At 67.0% G+C, this 19,944-nt stretch carries 14 protein-coding genes; 9 read left to right on the top strand and 5 right to left on the bottom strand.

Going from position 1 to position 19,944, the window contains the following annotated elements:
- Positions 1 to 531 precede the first annotated feature (531 nt).
- From EFY87_RS13585 to EFY87_RS13575, 3 genes are all read right to left on the bottom strand, one after another.
- The gene (locus tag EFY87_RS13585) at positions 532 to 4,344 is read right to left on the bottom strand and encodes a multifunctional oxoglutarate decarboxylase/oxoglutarate dehydrogenase thiamine pyrophosphate-binding subunit/dihydrolipoyllysine-residue succinyltransferase subunit (RefSeq protein ID WP_123272021.1); all 3,813 of its coding nucleotides are present in this window, start codon (positions 4,342 to 4,344) and stop codon (positions 532 to 534) included.
- A gap of 139 nt (positions 4,345 to 4,483) precedes the next feature.
- Positions 4,484 to 5,839, bottom strand: coding sequence for a PqqD family peptide modification chaperone (locus tag EFY87_RS13580; RefSeq protein ID WP_123272020.1), 1,356 nt, complete (start codon positions 5,837 to 5,839; stop codon positions 4,484 to 4,486).
- 3 nt (positions 5,840 to 5,842) lie between these two features.
- Positions 5,843 to 7,300, bottom strand: coding sequence for a sugar transferase (locus EFY87_RS13575; protein WP_123272019.1), 1,458 nt, complete (start codon positions 7,298 to 7,300; stop codon positions 5,843 to 5,845).
- 189 nt (positions 7,301 to 7,489) lie between these two features.
- Here EFY87_RS13575 and EFY87_RS13570 point away from each other — a divergent pair, with 189 nt between their 5' ends.
- Together EFY87_RS13570 and EFY87_RS13565 are read left to right on the top strand one after the other, a co-directional pair.
- Positions 7,490 to 8,323: a DUF4097 family beta strand repeat-containing protein gene (locus EFY87_RS13570; protein WP_158607635.1), complete on the top strand. Its 834-nt coding sequence runs from the start codon at positions 7,490 to 7,492 to the stop codon at positions 8,321 to 8,323.
- A 10-nt stretch (positions 8,324 to 8,333) separates the two neighbouring features.
- Entirely contained in the window at positions 8,334 to 8,906 is a 573-nt protein-coding gene (locus EFY87_RS13565; protein WP_123272017.1) for a PadR family transcriptional regulator, read from the top strand.
- 263 nt (positions 8,907 to 9,169) lie between these two features.
- Here the strand turns inward: EFY87_RS13565 and EFY87_RS13560 are convergent, their stop codons facing one another.
- Positions 9,170 to 10,432: an ATP-binding protein gene (locus EFY87_RS13560; RefSeq protein WP_123272016.1), complete on the bottom strand. Its 1,263-nt coding sequence runs from the start codon at positions 10,430 to 10,432 to the stop codon at positions 9,170 to 9,172.
- Between the two features lie 476 nt (positions 10,433 to 10,908).
- On the opposite strand from EFY87_RS13560, the gene EFY87_RS13555 reads away from it, so the two are divergent.
- From EFY87_RS13555 to EFY87_RS13525, 7 genes are all read left to right on the top strand, one after another.
- Positions 10,909 to 12,228, top strand: coding sequence for a hemolysin family protein (locus tag EFY87_RS13555; protein ID WP_123272039.1), 1,320 nt, complete (start codon positions 10,909 to 10,911; stop codon positions 12,226 to 12,228).
- A complete protein-coding gene (locus EFY87_RS13550; protein ID WP_123272015.1) occupies positions 12,225 to 13,250 on the top strand; it encodes a hemolysin family protein in 1,026 nt (341 codons plus the stop codon). Before EFY87_RS13555 ends, EFY87_RS13550 begins: the two co-directional genes overlap by 4 nt.
- A 122-nt stretch (positions 13,251 to 13,372) precedes the next feature.
- On the top strand, positions 13,373 to 14,395 hold the full coding sequence (locus tag EFY87_RS13545; protein ID WP_123272014.1) for an extracellular solute-binding protein: 1,023 nt from the start codon (positions 13,373 to 13,375) through the stop codon (positions 14,393 to 14,395).
- Positions 14,392 to 15,249 (top strand): sulfate ABC transporter permease subunit CysT, encoded by an 858-nt coding sequence (gene cysT, locus EFY87_RS13540; protein WP_123272013.1) that lies wholly within the window; start codon positions 14,392 to 14,394, stop codon positions 15,247 to 15,249. The genes EFY87_RS13545 and cysT overlap by 4 nt, the downstream gene beginning before the upstream one ends.
- On the top strand, positions 15,242 to 16,054 hold the full coding sequence (locus EFY87_RS13535) for a sulfate ABC transporter permease subunit (RefSeq protein WP_245988640.1): 813 nt from the start codon (positions 15,242 to 15,244) through the stop codon (positions 16,052 to 16,054). Before cysT ends, EFY87_RS13535 begins: the two co-directional genes overlap by 8 nt.
- 58 nt (positions 16,055 to 16,112) lie before the next feature.
- Positions 16,113 to 17,048: a sulfate/molybdate ABC transporter ATP-binding protein gene (locus EFY87_RS13530; protein ID WP_123272011.1), complete on the top strand. Its 936-nt coding sequence runs from the start codon at positions 16,113 to 16,115 to the stop codon at positions 17,046 to 17,048.
- Between the two features lie 315 nt (positions 17,049 to 17,363).
- Entirely contained in the window at positions 17,364 to 17,783 is a 420-nt protein-coding gene (locus tag EFY87_RS13525) for a hypothetical protein (protein WP_148043336.1), read from the top strand.
- Between the two features lie 346 nt (positions 17,784 to 18,129).
- Here the strand turns inward: EFY87_RS13525 and EFY87_RS13520 are convergent, their stop codons facing one another.
- Positions 18,130 to 19,830 (bottom strand): APC family permease, encoded by a 1,701-nt coding sequence (locus EFY87_RS13520; protein ID WP_220093627.1) that lies wholly within the window; start codon positions 19,828 to 19,830, stop codon positions 18,130 to 18,132.
- Positions 19,831 to 19,944 lie beyond the last annotated feature (114 nt).

Below are 19,944 nucleotides of genomic sequence, written 5' to 3'. Positions count from 1 at the left end.
GGCAGATCCCACGGCCATCACCGGGCAATTCTCGTGACCGTCACCGGGCAGGTCTCACGACCGCCCCTGGGCAGAAATCACTGGCCCTTGACAACAGGCCACGCCTGACCGGACGAGCGAACGAAGGACCTGGCGCAGGTACATCCATCGACCCTGGAGTGCGTAACGGCGTCAAACACGACATGTGGTATTGCCGACGCTCCTCGGACCCTCAAGCAGCAGCACCGGCGTCTCGTTGACACGCGCCTGGAGCACCGGTGCCAAGCGGCGCGAGATCAACTCAGTCATGCGGCGATGCTACTAAGAACCGCAATCAGCCGAAGTCCAAATACGCAATCAGCCCGCAGGTTCTTGCGCAATTAGCCGCAGTCTGCTGCGAGTTGCCGTCCGTTGGTTAGCTTCGATACTGCCTTCCCCGCTTCGGCACCCCGCGAAGTTTCTCCCGCTGCGCTCCTCCGAATACTTCGTGGGGACCCCGCCGCTCCTCCGGCCTACTCGGGCCAGCCAGGGGAGCGAAGCGGGAGGCGCCGATCAGCGGTCGAAGGCGTCCTTCAGGAGCTGCTCGCGCTGCTCATCGTGGCGCTTATGCGACCCGGTGGCGGGGGCGGCGGCCGCGGGGCGGGAGACGCGCCGCAGCGGCCGTGTCTCGCCGAGCGGCGCCAGCAGTTCCGGCAGGTTGAGAGCCATGAACGGCCAGGCGCCCTGGTTCTTCGGCTCGTCCTGCGCCCAGACGACCTCGGCGTGCGGATATTTCGCCAGCTCCGCCGCGATCTCCTGAGCCGGGATCGGGGCGAGCTGCTCGACGCGCACGATCGCGGTCTGCGTGTCGCCGCGCTTGGCGCGCTCGGCCTCCAGGTCGTAGACGACACGCGACGACGCGAGCAGCACTCGCGTCACCTGCGCCGGGTCGAGGTCGCCCCGGTCGGGCAGCACCGGCTGGAAGCGGCCCGAGGTGAACTCCTCGGTGCTCGACGTCGCGGCCTTGACCCGCAGCAACTGCTTCGGCGTGAAGACGATCAGCGGCTTGCGCGGCCGGGCCGCGGCCTGCCGGCGCAGCAGGTGGAAGTAGGACGCGGGCGTCGACGGGTAGGCGATCGTCAGGTTGTCCTCGGCGAAAAGTTGCAGGTAGCGCTCGATGCGCGCCGAGGAGTGGTCGGCTCCCTGACCCTCGTAGCCGTGGGGGAGCAACAGCACCACCGAGGAGCGCTGCGCCCACTTCTGCTCGCCGGAGCTGATGAACTCGTCGATGATCGTCTGCGCGCCATCGGCGAAGTCGCCGAACTGCGCCTCCCACAGCACCAGGGCGTCCGGCCGCTCCACGGAGTAGCCGTATTCGAAGCCCATCGCGGCATACTCCGACAACAGCGAGTCGTAGACCCAGAACCAGGCTTGGTCGGGCGTGAGGTAGCGCAGCGGCGTCCACTCGTTGCCGTTGGTGTGGTCGATCAGCACCGAGTGCCGCTGCACGAACGTGCCGCGCCGGCTGTCCTGACCGGCCAGCCGCACCGGAGTGCCCTCCATCAGCAGCGAACCGAACGCGAGCAGCTCGCCCATCGCCCAGTCGATGCCACCGCTGGTGGTCATGTCCGCGCGACGCTCCATCAGCTTTGCGAGCTTCGGGTGCACGGTGAAGCCCTCGGGCGGGCTTACCCACGCCTTGCCGATCGTCAGCAGTTCGTCGCTGCTGATCGCGGTGTCCAGCGTGCTGCCGTCGGCGCGAGTGTCGTCCTGCGCCTGCGCGGACGGGCGCTCCAGCCCGCCGTGACCTTCGGCGTCGGTGCCGACCGAGCTGTCGGCGGCCGGTGCGGACACTTCCTGCTTGGCGGCCTTGGTCTCGGTGAAGGCCCGCTCCAGCTGCTGCTGGTAGTCCTTCAGCGCGGCCTCGGCTTCCTCCGGCGTGATGTCGCCGCGACCGATCAGCGCCTCGGTGTAGAGCTTGCGGACGCTGCGCTTGGACTCGATCAGCTTGTACATCATTGGCTGGGTCATCGACGGGTCGTCGCCCTCGTTGTGACCGCGGCGGCGGTAGCAGACCATGTCGATGACGACGTCGCGGTGGAACTTCTGCCGGTATTCGTAGGCGAGTTCGGCGACGCCGACGCACGCCTCGGGGTCGTCGCCGTTGACGTGGAAGATCGGCGCCTGGATCATCCGCGCGACGTCCGTGCTGTATGTCGAGCTGCGGCTCTGCGAGGGCGCGGTGGTGAAACCGACCTGGTTGTTCACCACGATGTGGATCGTGCCGCCGGTGCGGTAGCCGCGCAGCTGCGACAGGTTGAGCGTCTCGGCGATCACGCCCTGCCCGGCGAACGCCGCGTCGCCGTGCATCAGGATCGGCAGCACCGTGAACGCGGATCCGGCCAGGTTGATCCGGTCCTGCTTGGCTCGTGCGATGCCTTCGAGCACCGGGTCGACCGCCTCCAGGTGCGACGGGTTGGCCGCGAGGTAGACGCTCACGCTGTTGCCGGCGTCGGAGGTGAAGGTGCCCTCGGTGCCGAGGTGGTATTTCACGTCGCCCGAGCCCTGCACCGACTTCGGCGACTGCTGGTCCTCGAACTCCCGGAAGATCTGGCCGTAGGACTTGCCCGCGATGTTGGCCAGCACGTTGAGCCGGCCGCGGTGCGGCATACCGATGCAGACCTCGTCCATGTCGTCGTCCGCGGCCTCGGACAGGATGCGGTCGACCATCGCGATGACCGACTCGCCGCCTTCCAGGGAGAAACGCTTCTGACCGACGAACTTGGTCTGCAGGAACGTCTCGAAAGCTTCAGCCGCGTTGAGCCGGCGCAGGATGCGCAACTGCTCGGCGCTGGACTGCTTCTCGTAGCCCTTCTCGACCTTGCTCTGCACCCAGGCCCGCTGCTCCGGGTCCTGGATGTGCATGTATTCGATGCCGATCGAGCGGCAGTAGGCGTCCCGCAGGATGCCCAGGATCTCGCGCAGCTTGAGGAACGGCTTGCCGCCGAAACCGCCGGTCGGGAACGTCCGATCGAGGTCCCACAGGGTCAGCCCGTGCGTAGTGACGTCCAGGTCGGTGTGGCGGCGCTGCTTGTATTCCAGCGGGTCGGTGTCGGCCATCAGGTGGCCGCGCACACGGTAGGCGTGGATCAGCTCCTGCACGCGGGCGACCTTGTTGATGTCGTCGTCGTGGCCGGCGTCGATGTCCTTGATCCAGCGGATCGGCTCGTAGGGGATCTTCAGCGACTGGAAGATCTCGTCGTAGAATCCGTCTTCACCGACCAGCAACTGGTGTACGACGCGCAGGAATTCGCCGGAGACGGCCCCCTGGATCACCCGGTGGTCGTAGGTCGAGGTCAGCGTGATGATCTTGCTGACGGCGTTCTTGGTGAGGGTGTCGCGGCTGGCGCCCTGCCACTCGGCCGGGTATTCGAGCGCGCCCACGCCGATGATCGCACCGGCGCCCTTCATCAGCCGGGGAATCGAGTGGACGGTGCCGATGCCACCCGGGTTGGTCAGGCTGATCGTGGTGCCGGCGTAGTCGTCGACGGTCAGCTTGTTGCCGCGCGCCTTGCGGACCATGTCTTCGTATGCCGCCCAGAACTGAGCGAAGTCCATCTCCTCGGCGCCCTTGACGCTGGGCACGACCAGCGTGCGGGACCCGTCGTCCTTCTGCAGGTCGATCGCCAGGCCGAAACCGACGTGACCGGGCTTGACCAGCGTGGGCTTGCCCTTGTCGTCCTCGCCGAGGGAGTAGTTCATCTCCGGGATGAGCCGCAGCGCGCGGATGATGGCGTAGCCGACGAGGTGGGTGAAACTCACCTTGCCACCGCGGCTGCGGGACAGGTGGTTGTTGATGACGATGCGGTTGTCGATCAGCAGCTTGGCCGGGACGGCCCGCACACTGGTCGCGGTCGGCACCTCCAGGCTGGCCTCCATGTTGGAGACGATGCGGGCGGCAACCCCCTTGAGCGGCACGCTCTCATCGGTCGCCGGTTCGACCTCGATCACTTTCGGCGCCGCGGCTTCCCTGCCGATCGACCTGCCCTCCGAGAGCTCCCAGTCCTTGGGGTTGAGCCGCTGTGCCTTCTTGGCTGATCGTGCTTCGGCTGAGCTTGCACTCTTGGTGGCCGAGCTTGTCGAGGTCACCCCATTGCTCGCCGAGCTGCCCACATTGTTCGCCGAGCTCGTCGAGGTGCCCGCAGCCGTTCTCGCCTGCCCGTTGCCGGCCGGTGTCGCACCCGGCCGATAGTCCTCGAAGAAGCTCCACCACGCCTTGTCGACGGAGTTCTTGTCCTGCTGGTACTGCTCGTAGAGTTCGTCGACGAGCCACTGGTTGGGACCGAATGTCGCAAGTGGGTCTGGCGACTGGGATGACACGCGAATGCGCCTCTTTCATCAAGGTCGGCACGGCCGTGCTGAGGGACCGGCTATGGGGTTTTCAGGCGTACGACGACCTCCATCGTCATACGGATCCAGACTAGCGTGACGGGGCGCCGACGGCGCACCCGGTCCACGGAGTGTGCTATACGGGTCTGTCGTGGCCCGCGGGACGCGACTCGGTATGCGCTCCAGTCGGATCCGGGAGCGCGCCGAGCTGGGTGAGTTCGGTCAGGAAGCGGTCGACCTCCGGGCGCACCGTTTCCGTGTCCAGGTCCCAGTGAGCACTCGCGGCGGCTGCGAGATCGGTTGCGGCAGAGCCGCATTCCTCCATCAGGAACCAGAGTGCTGCAGCAGAATCACGCAGCGCGAGTGGGCTTTGAGCCGGAGCTGCCAGCGGCAGCACGAAGAGGGTCTGCTCGCTCTCTGCCCACTCGATCGCATTCCGCGGGGTCTCGGCGACGGAGGACTGTGGGAGGTGCTGGGCCGGAGCAACTGCATGCGGCTCGAAGGTCGCGTTCGGGATCGGGTGTGCGGCCGGGATCGGTGCACTCGACGTGGTACGCGTGCGCGGCGAGACCGTGTGCCGCAGCTCGCGTTTCGCACGAAGAACCGATCGCACGGCATGCGGCGTGAGTCGCGCGGCCCGCACGAGTCGGCGCCAATATGCGGTGAGCAGGGCCCGAGTGTTGCGGGCGCTCTCCGGGTGATCGGTCAGTATGTCGGCGCGTGTCGGCACGACGGCACGGAACAGGACTCGTATGACGCCGAGCCCGTGGGTGCGCGAGATCCACAGCATCCAGTTCTCGGTGCGGCTAGGGCTGGTGAGCAGCCGCCACATGATGTAACCCTCGGACGGCGTCGGCGGCAGGTCGACGGGTTCCCCGACACCGGCAAAGAACTCGGCGGTCGGTTCAGGGCAGTCGGTGGACTCGACGAGGGCGCGTAGGGCCCTCCGTTCGTGTGGGGCCAGGTTGTCCACGTAGAGGGTATGTGCATCGTTGATCTCGCGCTGATTTCGCGCGAGCGACGGCGCTCGCAGGCCGTGCAACAGCAGCACGAGAAATTGCGCCACGCGATCCGGGGTGTTGGCCATGATCCCGGAAAACTCGTGCTCTTCGCGGTGCTGCCACAACGAGTCGAAAACGGTTGCCGGGTCGGCGAAGAAGCCAGGAAACGTCGTGTGGATGTCGATGTCGCACGGCCAGCTGTCGTGCAGGTAGGTCACCGAGTGCGTGGTGAACTCCCGGGCGCCGGTGGACACCGGGCGCGGATGCCAGCCCCGAGCGCGCAGGCCGGCCTCCATCGCCGGCAGATCTTCCCGCGTGCACAACACGTCCACGTCACCCGAGACGTAATCGGCCGAGCGCAGACCCTGTGCACCGGCGGTCGGCCCCTTCAGGAAGAGCACCTGGATGCCCGCGGCGTCGGCGACGGATTGGCAGAGGGCGTGCGCGAGATTGACCGCAGACCGCATCGGCATGGGGGTGGTGTTCAGCATCGGTCAGTGCGCGCCGTCACGCTTCAGGACCGCCTGGACGGTGCGGGCGAGGATGGCCAGGTCGCCCATCACGGACCAGTTTTCGACGTAGTAGAGGTCCTTTTGCACGCTCGCGGCCCAGGTCAGATTAGACCTGCCGCCGACCTGCCACGGACCGGTGATGCCGGGCTTGACGTTGAGCCGGCGTCGTACGTGCGACTCGTATTGGCTCACCTCGGACGGTAGTGGGGGCCGAGGCCCGACGAGCGACATGTGGCCGACCAGCACGTCGAGCAGTTGCGGAAGCTCGTCGATCGAGTAGGCGCGGATGAACTTGCCGACCTTGGTGATCCGCGGATCGTCCCGCATCTTGAATAGCACGCTGCTCGTGTCGTCCGGCACGAGATCGTCGCGAAGCCTTTCGGCATCGACAACCATCGACCGGAATTTCGTCATCCGGAAGTGGCGCCCCCCGACGCCGACCCGCACCTGCCGGAAGAGCACCGGCCCGCGATCTTCCAGGTAGATCAGGACGGAGACGACAACGAAGATGGGAGAGAGCACGATCAGCGCGGCACCGCTGAGCACGATGTCAAGGGCGCGCTTCACGAGGAATTTGCCACCGCTGTAGGTCGGGGACTCGACACCCATCAACGGCAGGCCTTCGACCGGACGGCGGTGGATGCGCGGCCCCGCCACGTCCGTCATTGAGCTGGCCAGCGCCAGACCGATCTGGGTGCCTTCGAGCTGCCAGCCGATGTTGCGCAGCGCGCTCGGGGAGACCGCGCTTTGCCCCGCGACGATCACCGTGTCGACCACCCCGTCGAGAGTGGCCACGTTGTCGACCAGTCCGATGTTTTCGACGACCGTCCCGTCGGCGAGTTCGAAGCGTTCATCAGCGGAGTTGACGACCGAGACCAGGGTGGTCTGGTAGCCGGCGGACGGGTTGCGGGCGATCGCGTCGGCGGCATACCGCACCTCGACCCGCGTGCCGACGATCAGGGTGCGTTCGCAGAAGTCGCCAATGGCGCGGCGGCGGACCAGCCAGCGCCGCATCAGCGCGCGCTCGGCGAGCAGCAAAACGAGGCCGAGCGGGAAGGCGATGGCGAGGTAGCCGCGAGCGATCGACATCTTGGCCAGCAGTGCGACGATCGCGACAGCGCCGAATGCCCAGAAGGTCGCCCGCCACATCGCCCGGAACTCCTCGGCGCCGACTCCGAAGATTTCGCGGCGATAGGTGCCCGCCAGGTGGAGGGCGCCGCTCCAGACCAGGCCCAGACATACGGAGAAGAGTGAGTAGTCGAGGGCCCCGAAACCGCTCACGTCGGCCGCAATGCCGCCGAAGCGGAACACGATGGCCAGCACGATGGCGACGATGATGACCGCAACATCGAGGACGCCCACTAGCAAGGCGACCGGGTTGCGGCGGCGAGTGCGAGCGGCGAGTGCAGGTGCGGCATCGGCCGAAAAGGCGAGTTCCATGTGCCCCTCCTGGCCCCTGGCAGTGATGATCCGGCCAGGTATACACCAACCCCGCCTCGCGGATTTTAGCAGTCGTCAAGCCGCCACTCCGATAGCTTCGGAATGCTGGGCTTGACCTGTCGCCATACGCGACATATCGTGTTTTTGACAACGCGATATGTCGCGAACGTCACGAAAGAGAGGGACGACATGACCCAGAAGTGGGAGATCAGCGAGCCGAAGCTGCTCGACGTGGGCGGCGAAGGTGAGCGCGTCGGCGTGCTCAGTGTTGCGCTGATCGCCGGGCATGTGGACGTCGTGACGCATGAGGACTCCGGCGCGGCAAGCGTCGAGGTGCAGGAGGTCGTCGGTCCGCCACTGGAGGTCACCTGGGATGGGCACCGGCTGGAGATCAGTCACGTCAAGACGAGCGGTTCGAACATGTGGGAGGCGCTCAAGGGGCTCGGTGCGGTCGCCAAGAACGTGCGAGCCAGGGTCTCCATCTCGATCCCCAATGACGCAAAGACCAGCATCAACACGGTCAGCGCGGGAGCCGTCGTGAGCGGCATCCACGCCGACACCTCGCTCAACACCGTCAGCGGTGACGTGGCGGCTGACGACATACAGGGCCGCATCGAAACCAATGGCGTGTCAGGCACTTTCGAGGGTCGCAACTTGCGCGGGCGGCTCGAGGCAAACACTGTCTCGGGTGCCATGACCGTGCACCACAGCGCGCTCGACCCCATTGAGCTGAACGGTGTCTCGGGTGACATCACGCTCGACCTGACCGACTTCCGGACCCACGTGGAGTCCAACACCGTCTCCGGGGACGTCACCGTGCGGGTGCCGCAGGGTGGCGGCTACTTCGTGAAGGTGTCGACCATGTCCGGTGCGGCGATCGTCGACGGGATGAAGCTCGGCGGCAAGTGGCACCGAGGTGGCGAGGCGCGCGACGGCGACGAGGCGCTCCGGATCAACGCCAACTCCATGTCGGGGGATGTGGTGGTGTTGCGGGCAGCGGGGCCGGACCTGAGCAAGTCATGAGCGTGCGGCGATGAGTCCCGTTTTCGCCCACGGGCAGCTGCGGCTCTATCTGCTCGCGCTGCTCAGTGAGGGGCCGCACCACGGGTATGAGGTGATGCGCGATCTCGAGCAGCGGTTCAACGGGCTCTACACGCCCAGCGCCGGCACGGTCTATCCGCGGCTGGCGAAGCTGGAGGAGGAGGGCCTGGTCGAGCGCACCGATGACGGGCGCAAGGCGACATACACCCTCACCGACGCCGGCCGCGCCGAGGTCGCGGCGCGGCAGGACGACCTCGGCGACCTGAAGGCTGACCTCGACCGCTCGGTCAGCCAGCTCGCCGACGAAGTGCGCTCGCGGGTGCGCGGCGAAGCTGCCGACCTGCGGGCCGAGCTGAAAGCCGCCGCGCAGGAGGCCCGGCGCGCCGCGCGGCCCGTGTCGAGCGTGCCTCCGCGGGGGAGTCACGAGGAGTTCGAGCGGGCCATCAACCAGTTGCGGGCGACCAGCCGGAGTCTCGTGCGCGCGAAGAAGACGACGGAGGCGGTCCGGGACGAGGTATTGCGGATCGTGCAGGAAGCGCAGCGGCAGGTGGACCGGCTGCGCTGAGGGGGCACTCGGGGACGGCGTCATATCGCCGAGTGGGCGGTTGTTGCGGTGAGGGCTGGGTTTTCGCCGCAACTACTGTCCTTTCGGCGTTTCCGAACGGGAGGCGCACCCTTCCGGCGGCATACCACGCCCCGTTGATTCTCGAGTGACACACGCAAGCAGGTAGCTCAACGAACTACGCGTCGCTGCACCCGGTTGAAACCCGCAGGATCGTGCGTGTCAGTGACTGCCCACTTGGCGGTCCAGTGCGGTCACATCTTCGATCAGGGCCCGAGTGCGGTAACCGGCACGACGTGGACGCCGTCCGAACGTCTTCCTCCGCCGCCGAGCGCAGTCACGACGACCAGGGCTGCAGGATCTCCGTGACGGCTGGTGTCAATCTCGGATGCGAAATCCAGCAGCCCGCGTGAGGCGGCGTCGATCACCCGTTGATCGCCGGTGAGCTTGATCTCGAACGCAGCCCAGGCATTCGAGGTTTCGACGATCGCGTCGACCTCTTTGCGTCCGTGCGCTTCTCGCCACGTGGAGATGGTGCCGTCAAGCGGTTGAGCGTAGGTCCGCAGGTCGCGCAGTACGAGGGCCTCGAAGTGGAATCCCGCGGCCTGAGGATCGGCGAGCAGATCTCGTGTGCCAACGCCGAGTGCAGCCGTGCCCAGTGAGGGATCCACGAAATAGCGCACGGCCGCTTCGCGGAGCTGGGTGCGAGATCTCATGTGTGGTCGCCACGAAGGAGAGTTTTCGGTGAGCTTCAACCGATCCAGCGCGTCCAAGTATGCGGATACGGTCTCCTTGACGGGCTTCTGGTCGTCACCGCCGGCGATGTCGGCAGCAAGTTGAGTGAGTTTGACCGGCTGGCCAACGCCGCGACCGAGCGAGGCCAGGGTGCGCCTCAGGCGATCCGGTGCCCTGCGAGTGGTGCCGAGACTCGGGATGTCGACTTCCACGATCTGACCGAGATAGTCAGATAGCCATCTCCTGGCGAGCCCCTCTTCTGTGTCCAGCAGCATCGGCCATCCGCCGATCACGATCCGCTCCATGAGCTCCGGGATCGTGGTTCGGGTGATCTTTGCGCGCTGGTCCTCGCCACGCAACAGCGCCGCGAGCGAAACTTCCCCTGTGGAGTGACCGGACTCGAATAAGGTCATCGGTCGCATCCGCAGCGTGCCGATCCGTCCTGCGCCTGAGTGCAACTCGCGGGCATCTGTCGGTGTCGCAGACCCGGTCAGGATGCACAGGCCTCTCCCATGAAGGTCATCCACGTGCCGCCGAACGTGATCCCAGATCGCGGGAACACGTTGCCACTCATCGAACAGGATCGGAGCGGGCTCTTCGAAGAGGATGCCTGGATCGAGACTGACCTGCGCGCGGGCGGCCGCGTCGGTGTCGAAGCGGACGATGGTCCGTGCGCGCCGGGACGCAGTCTCGGTCTTCCCGCACCCCTTCGGTCCCTCGATCAGCACCGCGCCGCTCGTTCCGAGTCGCACATCGAGTTCGTCGTCCACCACGCGTTGGCGATACCGATCCACGCGTGAAATCTACCATTTTGACAGGATGAAATCGCTGTATTTGACAGGATGAGATCGCTGTATTTGACACGGATCACCCGCGCGAGGGTGGCCACGTCTGTTCGGTGTTCGGTCAATACCGAACACCGAACGATGTCGGACCGTGGTCGCAGGTGACGTCATGGGGTGATCACGGGAGCGCAGCCGGACGTATCCCGCGCGCCGAGTGGGCAGTTGTTGCGGTGAGAGCTGGGGTTTCGCCGCACCTACTGACCTTTCGGTGTCTCCGAGCGTCGGCGCACCTGGCGTCATACCGGCGAGTGGGCAGTTGTTGCGGTGAGGCCTGGGTTTACGCAGTGCCTACTGACCTTTCGGTGTCTCCGGGCGGGCGCGACACCCGTCCCGGTGGCGCGGCGGCACCGCGCCCTCCCCACCCGAGCCCGCCTGCTCGCGAATGGGCCGATGCGCGGTCGTCATGACACGATGACGGCGACATGTTGGTGCAATGGCTGCTCATCCTCGCCGGGGTCGTGCTGACGCTCGGCACCGCTCTGTTCGTTGCTGCCGAGTTCAGCCTGGTCGCCCTCGACCGGCCGACCGTGCAGCGCGCGATCGACGAAGGCGACACCGGTGCCGTGCCGGTGCTCGCCGCGCTGCGCAAGCTGTCGACCCAGCTGTCGGCGGCGCAGGTCGGCATCACCATCACCACCCTGGTGCTCGGCTACCTCGTCGAACCCTCCCTCGGCTCCCTGCTCGAAGACCCGCTGAAGTCGATCGGCGTGACCGGCGGCGCGGCCACCGCGGTCGCCACCGTGCTCGCGCTGGTCATCGCCTCGCTCTTCTCGATGATCTTCGGCGAACTCATCCCGCAGTTCCTCGGCATCTCCGCTCCGCTGCCGGTCGCGAAGGTCATCGCCCGGCCGGTGCGCATCTTCGCCACCGTGACGCGACCCCTCATCGTGGTGCTCAACGGCTCCGCCAACGCCGTGCTGCGTGCCGTCGGCATCGAGCCGCAGGAAGAACTCAGCGCCGCGCGCACCCCGCAGGAGCTTTCGTCGATGGTCCGCCGGTCGGCGGAGGCCGGCACCCTGGAGGAGGGCACCGCGCGGCTGCTCACCCGCTCGCTCGACTTCGGCGAGCGCACCGCCGCCGACGTGATGAGCCCACGCGTTCGCTGCCAGTATGTCGAGCGCGACGCGAGTGCCGCAGATGTGGTGGATCTGGCTCGTAGCAGCGGACATTCGCGCTTCCCGGTGATCGGCAACGACTGGGACGACGTGGTCGGCGTGGTCCACGTCAAGAAGGCGATCGCGGTGCCGCAGGACCGGCGTGACGATGTGCCGGTCACGGCACTGATGATCCGGCCGGTGCTGGTGCCGGAGACGATCCGGCTCGACCCGCTGCTGTTGCTGCTGCGCGAGGGCGGCTTCCAGCTGGCCATCGTCGTCGACGAATACGGTGGCACCTCCGGCGTGGTCACCCTCGAGGACGTCATCGAGGAGATCGTCGGCGAGGTCAGCGACGAGCACGACCCGCGAGTGGACGCCAGCCGGCTGCTGCCCGACGGATCCTGGACGGTGCCGGGGCTGTGGCGCCCGGACGAAGTGCATGACCGCATCGGCGCGACAGTGCCCGAAGGTGCCTACTACGAGACGCTCGGCGGATTCATCATGGCCGCCGTCGGCCGGGTGCCGCGGGTCGGTGACGAGGTCGCACTCGACGGCTGGACGTTGCGCGTGGTCGCGATGGACGGCCGGCGGGTCGACCGGGTGCGCATCGCGCGCGTCATACCGGCGCCGGCGGAGGTGGAGCAGTGAACCTCGTCCTGTCGCTCGTTTTCCTGCTCGGCAATGCGTTCTTCGTCGGCGCCGAGTTCGCGGTGATGGCCGCGCGGCGCTCGCAACTGGAGCCGCTCGCAGCTGCCGGGTCGAAGCGCGCCAAGCTGAGTCTCGAAGCGCTGGAGAACGTTTCGTCCCTGCTCGCCTGCTCCCAACTGGGCATCACCGTCTGCTCGGTGCTGCTCGGTGCTGTTGCCGAAGGAGCCCTGCACCACCTGATCGAACCCGTCTTCACCGGCCTCGGTGCCCCTGACGGTATGGCGACCGTCGTCGCGCTGTTGCTCGCCCTGCTCATCGTCGCCTACCTGCACGTGGTGCTCGGCGAGATGGTCCCGAAGAACCTCGCGATCGCCGGTCCGGACCGTGCTGCGCTCATCCTGGCGCCGGCGCTGCTGTGGATCACCAAGGTGCTCCGCCCGATCATCCGCGCGGTCGAGGCCATCGCGAAGTGGGCCGTCCGCCGCTTCGGCGTGGAACCGAAAGACGAAGCGACGACAACGTTTTCGGCCGAAGAGGTCGAGCTCATCGTCGCCGAGTCCCAGCGTGAGGGCCTGCTGCAGGAGGAGCAGTCGGCGCGGGTGCAGGGCGCGCTCGAATTCACCGACCGGGTCGCCGCCGATGTCGCGGTGCCGGTCGACGAACTGGTCACGGTGCGTGTCGGAGCAACCCCCGAGGACATCGAGAAACTGGTCGCCAAGCACGGTTTCTCGCGCTACCCGGTGCTCGATCGGGCCGGGGTCGTCGCCGGCTACGTGCACCTGAAGGACGTCCTCTACGCCACCGACGAGGCATACACCGAGCCGGTCCCGCCTCGGCGAATTCGCTTGCTGGCCACCGTTTCTCCGACCGACGACGTCGACGACATGCTGGTCACCATGCAGCGCAGCGGCGCTCATCTCGCGCGCGTCGTCGATGCCGACGGTGCCGTGCTCGGCGTCGTCTTCCTCGAGGACGTGCTCGAGGAGCTGGTCGGCGAGGTCGAGGACGCGACTCAGCGGTAGGTCCACCGGGAGCCCCCGGCCCGCCACCATTCCACCTGGCGAGACGGCCCATAACGCCATGCGATCCATGTCATAATCAACAGTTATCAAGTAGATAACGTGGACTGAGAATGAGGTTGGACATGCGTCGCACAGTGACCCGTCGCGCTGCGGTGGCCGTCCCGGTGGGCCTGCTCGCACTGGATGTGGCCGCCTGCTCGTCCGGCGCGGGCTCCGGCGGCGACGCGAAGTCGGGCGGCAAGGTCGCGATCGTCGGCTTCTCCGTGCTGAAGCCCGGGTATGACGCACTCACCAAGGCGTTCACCGCGACCGCGGCCGGCAAGGGCGTCGCGGTGTCGGAGTCGTTCGGGCCGAGCGGCTCGCAGAGCAAAGCGGTCTCCAGCGGGCAGCCCGCGGACTTCGTCGGCTTCTCCCTCGCGCCCGACATGACCAAGCTGGCGCCGAAATTCGTCGCACCGTCCTGGGACAAGGGCCCGACCAAGGGCATCGGCTCGACCTCGGTCGTCGTGATCGTCGTGCGACCGGGAAACCCGTTGCATATCAAGGGATGGGACGACCTGATCGAGCCCGGCGTGAAGATCGTCACGCCCGACCCGGCCACGTCCGGCTCGGCGAAGTGGAACATCCTCGCGGCATACGCGCATGGGCTGGGGCAGGGCGGTCCGGCCGCCGCCAAGAGCTACCTCGGCAAGTTCTTCGGCCACGTGGTGAGTAAGCCGGACAGCGGCGCCGACGCCACCACGGCGTTCCTCGCCGGCACCGGCAACGTGCTCATCTCCTACGAGAACGAGGCGATCGCGGCCAAGCAAACCGGCAAGAAGCTGGACTACATCGTCCCGGCGGACACCTTCCAGATCCAGAACCCGGTCGCCGTCACCACGTCGGCGTCGGCCGCCGCCAAGCGCTTCCTCGCGTATGTCGAGAGCGACGCCGGACAACGCGTGCTCGCCAGGGTCGGCTTCCGCCCGCTGAATGCCAAGTACGTCCCGGCCACGGTCAAGGGTGCCAACGACCCGGCAAACCCCTATCCGGCGATCTCGAAACTCGAGACGATCGCCGACCTGGGCGGCTGGTCCAAGGTCAACGCCGAGTTCTTCGACCCGAAGAACGGGATTGTGACAAAGATCGAGGCGGCGCACGGGTGACAGCTCTCGACATACGGCCCGACGAGACGGCAGCCCCGGCACGGCCGGGAGTGCAGCCGAGCGACGAACGCGCCCGGCTGCGGTTGCCATCCGCGGCAGGACTCGGCGCCGCCACACTGTGGCTCAGCCTGCTGGTGCTGATCCCGCTCGCCGCTGTCGTCGCGAAGGCGTTCGGCGGCGGGTTGTCCGGATTCTGGAACGCGGTCACCGCCGAGCAGGCGCTCGCCTCGCTGCGGTTGACCGTGCTCAGCTCGCTGGCGATCACGCTGATCAATGCGGTGATGGGCACGGTGATCGCGTGGGTGCTGGTGCGCGACGACTTCCGCGGCAAGCGGTTGCTGGAGATCGTCATCGACATACCGTTCGCGCTGCCGACGATCGTCGCCGGGCTGGTGCTGATCAGCGTCTACGGCCCCCAGAGCCCGATCGGCCTGGACCTCTATGGCACCCGGATCGCGGTCGCCTTCGCGCTGCTCTTCGTGACGCTGCCGTTCGTGGCGCGGGCCGTGCAGCCGGTGCTGCAGGAGCTGGACGTGGAGGTCGAACAGGCCGCCGCGTGTCTCGGAGCGAGCCGGCTGACGGTCTTCCGGCGCATCGCGCTGCCGCTGCTGCTGCCCGCGATCGCATCGGGCGCTGGGCTCGGATTTGCCCGCGCCATGGGCGAATACGGCTCCGTGCTGCTGATCAGCGGCGGCCTCGATCGCACCCAGGTCACCTCGCTCTATGCCTACGGCCGCATCCAGAACTACGACTACGTCGGCGCCGCCGCGGTGTCGACGGTGCTGCTCGTGGTGAGCCTGGTCGTCCTGCTCAGCCTGGATGTCCTGCAGCGCAAGGCGCGCCGCCGTGGCTAGCCTGGCCGTGCTCCGCCGCAGCCGGATCGGGTTGCGAACGCTCGCCGTGGCGTATGTCGGCCTGCTCGCCGCCGTCCCGCTCGCGGTGATCGTCGGCCGGGTCGTCGGCGACGGCTGGAGCGAACTGGTCGACGCGCTGAGCTCTCCGGAGGCCGTCACGGCATACCGGCTGACCGCCGAAGTGTCAGTCGTCGCGGTCGTGCTGAACGCGGTGTTCGGCGTGGGGTTCGCGATCCTGCTGACCCGCTACCGGGTGCCGGGGAGGCGGGTGCTGAGTGCGCTCGCCGATCTGCCGGTCGCGGTGTCGCCGATCATCGCGGGGCTGGCGCTGGTGCTGGTCTACGGGCCGGTCAACGGGTGGTTCGGCGCGGGGCTGTCGGACGCGGGCATCAAGGTGATCTATGCGCTGCCAGGGATGATCCTCGCGACGACGTTCGTGTCGTTTCCGCTGGTGCTGCGTGAGGTGGCGCCGGTGCTGGACGAGGCCGGCACCGACATGGAACAGGCCGCGAAGGTGCTCGGCGCCAGCGCCTGGCAGCAGTTCGTGCGGATCACCCTGCCGACCATTCGCCCGGCGCTCACCTACGGCCTCGTGCTGAGCCTGGCGCGGTCGCTGGGGGAGTTCGGTGCCGTGCGGGTCGTGTCGGGCGGCATCAGCGGCGACGGCCAGACCCAGACGCTGACGCTGCTCATCCAGGACAAATACCAGCAGCTGGAGGGCGGGACCTACCAGATCGCGCTGCTGCTGGTGGTCGTCACCATCGCGGCGATCGTCGCCGCTTCTCTGCGGAAGGACAAGAGATGAGCGAACGGTCAATGGGGCTCGGCGCGAATCGCCGGCCCCGACGCGGGAGGTGGCGGCGATGAGCATCGAAGCGCTCGGGATCAGTAAGAGATTCGGCGACTTCGTCGCACTGGAGGGCGTCAATCTCACGGTGCCGTCCGGGCAGCTGACGGCGCTGCTGGGGCCGAGCGGTGGCGGGAAGTCGACGCTGTTGCGGATCATCGGCGGCCTGGAGTATGCCGACGCGGGGGAGGTGCGCATCGACGGGGTCACGGCGACTGACCTGCCTGCGCAACGACGCAACGTCGGGTTCGTCTTCCAGCACTATGCGGCGTTCAAACACCTGTCGGTCTATCGCAACGTCGCGTTCGGGCTGGAGGTGCGCAAGCGGCCGAAGGCGGAGATCCGCACGCGCGTGCACGAACTGCTCGAGCTGGTGCACCTTGAACAGTTCGCCGACCGGTTGCCGGCACAACTGTCCGGCGGGCAACGGCAGCGTATGGCGCTGGCGCGCGCGCTCGCGGTCGAGCCGAAGGTGCTGCTGCTGGACGAACCCTTCGGCGCCCTGGACGCCAAGGTGCGTCAGGAGTTGCGCGACTGGCTGCGCAGATTGCACGACCAAGTCCACGTGACAACGGTCTTCGTGACTCACGACCAGGACGAGGCGCTCGAAGTGTCCGACGAGATTGTCGTGATCAACCACGGGCGGATCGAGCAGGTGGGCACTCCCGACGAGCTCTACGACCAGCCGGCCAACGACTTCGTGATGGGTTTCCTCGGTCCGGTCACCGAGTTCGACGGGCGGCTGGTGCGCCCGCACGACCTCGAGCTGTCGAACGAACCGACCGACGGTGCGGTCCGGGCGAAGATCGAGCGGCTGCAACGCGTCGGCTTCCAGGCCCGCGTTGAGCTGGCGATCCCGGATGACGCTCCGTGGGCGCAGCTGTCCCGCGGGCAGGCCGACGCGCTGGGTCTCGAACCCGGCGGGTTCGTCTGGGTGCGCCCACCGCGCTGAGGTTGTGGGGTTTCCGCGGCGCGGCTGGGGTGTCCCGGAGGCGCGACGGTCGTGGGTTCGGGACGGGAATCCGGGGTGGGGGTGTCCCGGAGGCGCGACGGTCGTGGGTTCGGGACGGGAATCCGGGGTGGGGGTGTCCCGGAGGCGCGACGGTCGTGGGTTCGGGACGGCAAACCGGGCTGGCGGTGTCCCGGAGGCGCGACGGTCGAGGGTTCGGGACGGCACCTGAGCGACTCACAACTCAGGAAACTGGCAGCCGGCCGCGGACAACCCGGCGATAGCGAGAGGCGTCTTATCGGGTGGAGGAGGATTCACATGGCACGCCTAGTAAGGGGAAAGCAGATGGACAAGAAGTTCACGCGGGCGGGAATGGTGCTGGTCGTTGCGGCCGCGCTGTCGGTCGGTGCGGTCGGGGCCGCCCAAGCCAAGTCGGGTGCGACGCTCACGGCGAGCCCGACGCACGTCAAGGTCGGGAAGACGGTGACGTTGCGGGCGACGGGCGGCGACGACGCGGACGAGCCGTTCGCGCTGTGCATCCAGCAGCAGGTCTCGCACAAGAAGTGGCGCGACGTGGGGTGCAAGCGAGCCTCGAGGCAGGACTCGGTGACCCTCGTCAAGAAGGTGAAGGAGACGCACGTCGGGCGGCATACCTATCGCGTCGTCGACATCATCGGCACGGGGCACTCCGCCGTGCGGGTCCCAGAGGTGTCGGTCACCGTTACTGTCCGCCGGTAGCGTGGGCTCAGGTCGGCCCGGCACGGAAGGTTCCTCGGTCGGGCGGTCAGTTTGCGGCCGTCATCAAGCAGTTCGGCACTCTGGCCTGAGGCCGAGTCGTGAGATCACGGAAGACGTTCGCGTCCAAGTAGCCAGGGCCACTTGATCTCAGAAGTCGTCGGCGAGTGCGTCTGATAGCTCATCGAGGTACGCATGTCGGTATCGCTCGAATTCGGCAATGGGGATGCGGTTACGGTTGCCCACCTTCACGCTGCCCGGGAGACTCTTGGCGGACTCCGCTATACAGATCGCGCGCTCCAGCGCGCGATCTGTATAGCGGAAATGGTTCAGCGCACGTCAGGTGACGTCAGTGACCCTCCACCGGCATGGGATAGACGTCAGCGATCGCCTCGTCGACCTGCTCCGGCGACTTGCGGGTCGCCAGTGCCAGGAAGTAGATGGCGAGGCTGAAGACGGCAACCACCAGGATGTCCCAGTAGAGCCCGATGTGGGCGTGGCCACCGACCAGCACGTTGTTGAAGATGCCGATGTTGTCGACGATGCCGCTCGGCTGGCCGCTCTGGTTCCCGAACCCGCCGAGGTAGGAGATGATGCCCATCCCGATCAGGTAGGGAATGATCCAGATCGCCGCGCTCCAGTCCATTTTGTGCAGGTTGCTGTTCAGGTGGAAGACCCCGGAGATCAGCATGATGAGCGCGCCGATGATCATGACCAGCATCAACGTGGAGTAGACCGTCCAGCTGGACCAGTAGACGATCAGGTTGGCGCAGATGAACGACACCGGCGCCAGGATGTTCCCGGCCGGCAGCCGGTAGGGCCGGGGCAGGTCTGGCTTCTGTATCCGCAGCGCGCCCATGGCGAGAGGTGCACCGGCATACATCATCACCGAGGCGCTCGTGACGACGCCGACCAGCTTTCCCCAGCTGGGGAAGGGGAGCAGGAAGATCAGGCCGATGATTGCGGCCACGATGATGCCGACCCACGGGACCTTGGTGCGTTTGGAGTTCAGTGCCATTGCCTCGGGGATGAAGCCGTTCTTGGACAGGCCGAAGCTCAGCCGCGAGGAGGACGTCAGGTAGATCAGCCCGGTGCCGGCGGGTGACACGATGGCGTCGATCCGCAGGATGAAGGCCAGCCACCCGAGCCCGGCCAGGGTGGCGAGCTCGTAGAACGGAGCCGAGTTCAAGGCGGCGACGTCGGCGTGATGCGCTTGCGTGGCTGCCGTGCTCAGGTTGGTCCACGTTCCTGCGTCGGTGAGTACGTGCGGGTCCATGGCGCCGATGAAGGCGACCTGCACCAGGATGTAGATGGCCGCACCGATCAGGATGGACCAAATGACCGCGCGGGGCATGTCCCGGCCCGGGTTCTTCGACTCGCCGCCGAGTTGCACCGCCTGCTCGAAACCGAGCAGCGCGAAGACGATGCCACCGGCGGGCAGAGCCAGCATGATCGACTTCAGCTCGGAGCCGTGGACGAAGAAACCGCCGCCGGCCGAGAAGTTTCCGCTGTGGAAGTGCGTCGCCAGCAGGACCACGATGGCCAAGACCGGAATGATCACCTTCCAGCTGGTGAGCACGCTGTTGACCCGGTTCATCCATTGAACGCCGACCAGGTTGATGCACGTGAAGACGAACATCAGGATGACCGCGACGAGGATGCCCGACCCGCTGAGCTGGCCGCCGTTCTTGGTCGACCAGAAGTCCTTGGCCCAGTGCATCGACGATGCGTACTGCACCGCGGCGAGTACCTCGATGGGTGCCACGGTCGCCGCCTGGATGTAGGAGAACCAGCCGAAGGTCGCCCCGGCGAATCCGCCGAAGGCGTAGTGCGGGTATCGGCTGGTGCCGCCGGAGACTGGGAACATTCCGCCGAGCTCCGCGTGCACCAGCGCGAGGACGGTGACGATGATCGACGCGACGATCCAGCCGATGATGGCCGACGGTCCGGCGATGGTGGCCGCGGTCAGCGCGCCGAACAGCCAGCCGGAGCCGATGAGCGATCCCTCGGACGCCCAGAGCAGACCGAAGAAGCCGACGTCGCGCTTCATGCCGTCAGCGTCGAGCTGCGGATCTTGTGAGGGCGCTGGCGCCTCGTTGGTTAGGGACATGTGGATGCCTCACGATCTATGAGGGGAACTGAAGGGGAGGTGGATCTCACCGAA

The sequence above is a fragment of the Flexivirga caeni genome (genome assembly GCF_003724155.1).
Taxonomy (GTDB): Bacteria; Actinomycetota; Actinomycetes; order Actinomycetales; family Dermatophilaceae; genus Flexivirga; species Flexivirga caeni.
This window is presented reverse-complemented; position numbering and strand designations above follow the sequence as displayed.

Bases quoted from the DNA above. Each gene is read 5' to 3' on its own strand.
- EFY87_RS13580 (WP_123272020.1), bottom strand. From the start codon at position 5,839: ATGCTGAACACCACCCCCATGCCGATGCGGTCTGCGGTCAATCTCGCG.
- EFY87_RS13575 (WP_123272019.1), bottom strand. From the start codon at position 7,300: ATGGAACTCGCCTTTTCGGCCGATGCCGCACCTGCACTCGCCGCTCGC.
- EFY87_RS13570 (WP_158607635.1), top strand. From the start codon at position 7,490: ATGACCCAGAAGTGGGAGATCAGCGAGCCGAAGCTGCTCGACGTGGGC.
- EFY87_RS13565 (WP_123272017.1), top strand. From the start codon at position 8,334: ATGAGTCCCGTTTTCGCCCACGGGCAGCTGCGGCTCTATCTGCTCGCG.
- EFY87_RS13545 (WP_123272014.1), top strand. From the start codon at position 13,373: ATGCGTCGCACAGTGACCCGTCGCGCTGCGGTGGCCGTCCCGGTGGGC.
- EFY87_RS13530 (WP_123272011.1), top strand. From the start codon at position 16,113: ATGAGCATCGAAGCGCTCGGGATCAGTAAGAGATTCGGCGACTTCGTC.
- EFY87_RS13525 (WP_148043336.1), top strand. From the start codon at position 17,364: ATGGCACGCCTAGTAAGGGGAAAGCAGATGGACAAGAAGTTCACGCGG.
- EFY87_RS13520 (WP_220093627.1), bottom strand. From the start codon at position 19,830: ATGAAGCGCGACGTCGGCTTCTTCGGTCTGCTCTGGGCGTCCGAGGGA.